Genomic DNA, 4,051 nt, shown 5'->3' on the forward strand with positions numbered 1-4,051 from the left:
CGCCGGGGTCGCGGGTCATCTCGATGTGGCAGCCGAGCACGTACGTCACCGGGTGGCTTTCGGTGAACGCGACCAGCCGTTCGACGGTCCGCCCGAAGGCCGGCCAGTCGTTGATGTACAGGCGTCCCGGGTAGACGGTGTCGCCGGTGAGCAGGAAGCCCGTCCACGGGTCGTAGTACGTGACGGCCGCCTCGTGGTGTCCCGGCGTGGCCAGGCACTTCAGTACCCGCCCGCCGCCGAGGTCGACGCGGGCCGTCGCCTCGGCGTCCCGGTCGAAGCCGAAGTACGCCCAGGCCGTGGGTAGATCGGCGCCGACCACGGTGGTCGAGGGCCGGTCGGCGAACTGGCCGTCACCCGCGACGTGGTCGCGGTGCGCGTGGGTGTGCAAGACGAGCAACGGGTAGTCGCCACCGGGCCGGGGATTGCGGGCGAGCCACTTCGCCACCAGCCCGTCGACCGTCGCGCGCAGCGGGAAGTACTCGGCCTCGGTCGTCGCCCCGGTGTCGATCAGCACCGCCCGCTCCGCCCCGAAGAGCAGGAACAGGAACGGAGCCTCGTAGTGGATGGCTTTGTTCTGCCGCAGGATGACGGTGTGCTCGTCGTACTCGTGGACCTGGATGTCCGGGTCCGTGTTGTGCTTCGCGGACGGGGAGCCGTGAATCCACCGCACGTCCAACGGGCGGGCGATCGGTGCACCGGCACTGGCCATGACGCCTCCAGGGTGTGTCGTCTTGGCGGGCCGGGTACGGCGGCACCTCTAGTCCGGGGCCGGCGCCGTTGCGCCGCCCCGGGGACGCTAGCACGAGTGGTGCGGTGGCTCGTATGCGCCAGTGCTGGTCGTCGTTGCCGGTGCACTGCCAGCCGCCGAGGGAGATGTCAGGCTCCCAGTAGGTGCTTGAGGCCGTCGGCGAGGCCGCCGCGCCAACAGGCGTAGTCGTGGCCGCCGTTGAACTCGCGGTATTCGAGGTCGTAGCCGCGTGCGGTGAGGACATCGCGCAGGTGGCGGTTCTGGGTGAGCAGCGTCCATTCCTGGAGGCCGACTTCGACGTAGAAGCGGGCCTGCCGACGCGCTTCGGCCGCGAACTGCCGGGTCAGCCACTCGCTTCCGGCGTCGAACTCCGTGCCGTCCGGCCACCAGAAGGAGCCGGACTGGGAGAGCGCGTTGCCGAACCGCTCCGGCCGTCGGAACGCGGCGAAGGCGGCGGTCAGCCCGCCCGCGCTCTGGCCGGCGATCACGGTGTCGGCTGGGTCAGTGCTCGCGCCGAACTCCCGTGCGGCCCAGGGGAGGAGGCGATCGGCGAGCAGGTCGACGAAGGCCGGGTTGCAGCTCAGGTCCTCCGCCCGCCCCGGGCCCATGGTGTGCACCAGCAGGGCGACGGTCGGCGGGATCGCGCCGTCCGCCGTCAGGTTGTCGAGGGTGTCGCCGACGGACAGCACCTCGCCCCACTGCTCGCCGTCCAGCAGCACCGCCACGGGGTACGGACCCTCACCGGGGAAAGCGGCCGGAAGGTGCACGTCCACCCGCCGCCCGGCGACCGTGTGCGAGACCGTCCGCCCGCGCGGCACACCCGCTCGCCGTTGCACGTACGGCTGCGGGGGCGCGTCCGGCAGGCTGAGCACCGAGGCGGGGTGGCGTCCGTCGCGCGCGGGCAGCCGGGGTTCGGTGTCGTACGGGTCGGGGCGGGCGTGGTCGAGGACGTGCAGCCAGTCGACCCGGGTGGTGCCCGGGGGTTCGCCTCGGAACGGGTACAGCTGGTAGGAGGCCCGGTGGTCGGCGCGCAGCCGGTAGGTGAGTTCCCAGGTATCGGATTGACGTGTCATCAGGTGCGGGGTGAGGTCCCCGGCGTGCCGGTCCTTGTCGGTGACGGTGTGCAGCAGTGCGAGTACGCCGTCGCAGTCCGGTTGCCGGTGCCGGAAGGTGACCAGCCGGTACGCGGGGTCGTCCGGGTCGGGCTCGATGACGGGAAGGTGGTTCAACTCGCTTCTCCTCAGAAAACGTCAGGCGGTTCGGCGTCCGAGCAGCACCCAGAGCAGGAAGGGCCCGCCGAGGACGGTGGTCACGATGCCGACGGGGATCTCCACCCCGCCGATCAGCACTCGTCCGAGGGTGTCCGCGAGCACGACGAGCAGCGCGCCGGTCAGCGCCGAGCCGAGCACCGGCACCCGGGTGGGCCCCGCGAGCCGCCCGGCGATCACGGGCGCGGCGAGTGCCACGAAGCCGACCGGTCCGCAGACGCCGACGGCCAGTCCGGCGAGGGCGACGGCCAGCAGCAGGCAGGCGAGCCGGACCCGGCCCGGGTCGACGCCCAGTGAGGCGGCCACGCTGTCGTCGAAGCGCAGCACCGCCAGCCGTCGGGCGGCCGCCAGGGCGAGCGGCACCAGCACCGCGAGCCCGATCAGGACGGGTGTGGCGACGGCGTAGTCCCGTCCGTTGAGGCTGCCGGACGTCCAGATGTACAGCGAGCCAGCCGAGTTGAGCGAGCGGCGGGCCAGGGCGACCTGGATGACGGCGGAGGCGAGCGCCGACATCGCGAGCCCCACCACCAGCACCCGGTAGCCGCGCGCGCCGAGCCCGCCGGAGACCAGGGTGACGGCCAGGACGGCGACCAGCGCCCCGAGCGGTCCGGCCCACCAGGCGCCGAAGGTGCCCGAGGTGGTGGCCGAGATCAGCACGGCGGCCGTCGCGCCGTCGTTGACGCCGAGGAGTTCGGGGGTGGCGAGCCGGTTGCGGGCCAGCGTCTGGGTCAGACACCCGGCGAGGCCGAGCGCGGCTCCGGCGGCGAGTCCGGCGACGATCCGGCCGAGCCGGAACTTCTGCACCAGCAGCACGTCCAGCCGCTCGCCGTGGCCGAACACGGCCTGGAAGGTCCGTCCGAGGCCGAGTTCGCTCTGCCCGGCGTGCGCGGAGACGACCACGGCGGCGAGCAGCGCGGCGGCCAGGCCGAGTGAGGCCAGCAGCGCCCGGCGGGGGAACAGCAGGGACCACGTGCCGCGCCGCAGCACCAAGTCCCGTTCGGTGCCCGCTGGTTCCTCCTTCCGCAACGGCGCAGGCTCGGCCTCGGTGACCGCGAGCGCGACCGAGCGCCGGGAGCGGACGATGGCGATCAGCGCCGGGGCGCCGATCAGCGCGACGATCACCGAGACGGGCGCCTCGAAGGGGCGGGCGACCAGCCGGGCCAGCACGTCCGCGCCGGTCAGCGCGGCGGCCCCGAACAGTCCGGCGAGCAGCGTCAGTCGGCCGATGCGCGGCCCGGCCGCCGCGCGGGCCAGGAAGCCGGCGAGCAGGCCGAGGAAGGAGATCGGCCCGGCGAGGGCGACGGCCGAGGCGGTGAGCAGGGTGACGGCGACGGCGACGGCGGCGCGGGTCGCGCCGGGGCGGTGGCCGAGGCCCCGGGCGAGGTCGTCGCCGAGGGCGAGCGCGGTGAGCGGCCGGGTGGTGAGCGCGGCGAGCAGGAAGCCGGCGCCGAGCACCGGGGCGAGCTGGCGCAGCGTCGTCCAGCCCTCCGCCCCGGCCAGCGAGCCGAGTACCCAGACCCGGTACCGGTCGTACGCCTCGGGGGAGTTGACGATCAGCACGCCGGTGAGTCCGCCGAAGGTCGCGCCGACGGCCGAGCCGCCGAGCACCAGGCGCATCGGCGATCCGCCGCCCCGGCCGCCCGCGATCAGCAGCACCAGTGCGCTGGCGAGGACGGCGCCGCCGAAGGCGAAGGCGAGGTACCCGTAGGAGGTCTGGACGCCGAGCACGGCGATGCCGAGCACGACGCCGAGCGAGGCGCCCGCGTTGACGCCGAGCAGGCCGGTCTCGGCCAGCGGGTTGCGGGTGACGGACTGGAGTTGGGCGCCCGCGACGCCGAGGGCGGCGCCGACGAGCAGGGCGGTGAGGGTGCGCGGGAGCCGGAGTTCGCCGACCACGAGGGCGAGCCGGCCGTCGGCGCGGGCACCGTCGCGGTTCAGCAGGTAGTCCAGCACCCGCCCCGGCCCGACCTCGCCGGCGCCGACCGACAGCGAGAGCGCGGCGAGGGCGAGCAGCGCCGCGACCACCCCGAGGGCG

General features: G+C 74.2%; 3 protein-coding genes and 1 riboswitch. All 3 genes read right to left on the reverse strand.

Annotated features, from left to right (window positions below):
* On the reverse strand, positions 1–709 hold a 709-nt coding region (locus J0670_RS32120; RefSeq protein ID WP_207815550.1), incomplete at its 3' end, for an MBL fold metallo-hydrolase.
* 11 nt (positions 710–720) lie between these two features.
* A riboswitch (guanidine-III (ykkC-III) riboswitch) is annotated at positions 721–789 on the reverse strand.
* Between the two features lie 87 nt (positions 790–876).
* A complete protein-coding gene (gene fes / locus J0670_RS32125) occupies positions 877–1,977 on the reverse strand; it encodes an enterochelin esterase (RefSeq protein ID WP_243437833.1) in 1,101 nt (366 codons plus the stop codon).
* A gap of 21 nt (positions 1,978–1,998) precedes the next feature.
* The coding region (fhuB, locus tag J0670_RS32130) for a Fe(3+)-hydroxamate ABC transporter permease FhuB (RefSeq protein WP_207815551.1) at positions 1,999–4,051 on the reverse strand (2,053 nt) is incomplete at its 5' end.

Source organism: Streptomyces sp. FH025 (genome assembly GCF_017427025.1).
Lineage (GTDB): Bacteria > Actinomycetota > Actinomycetes > Streptomycetales > Streptomycetaceae > Kitasatospora.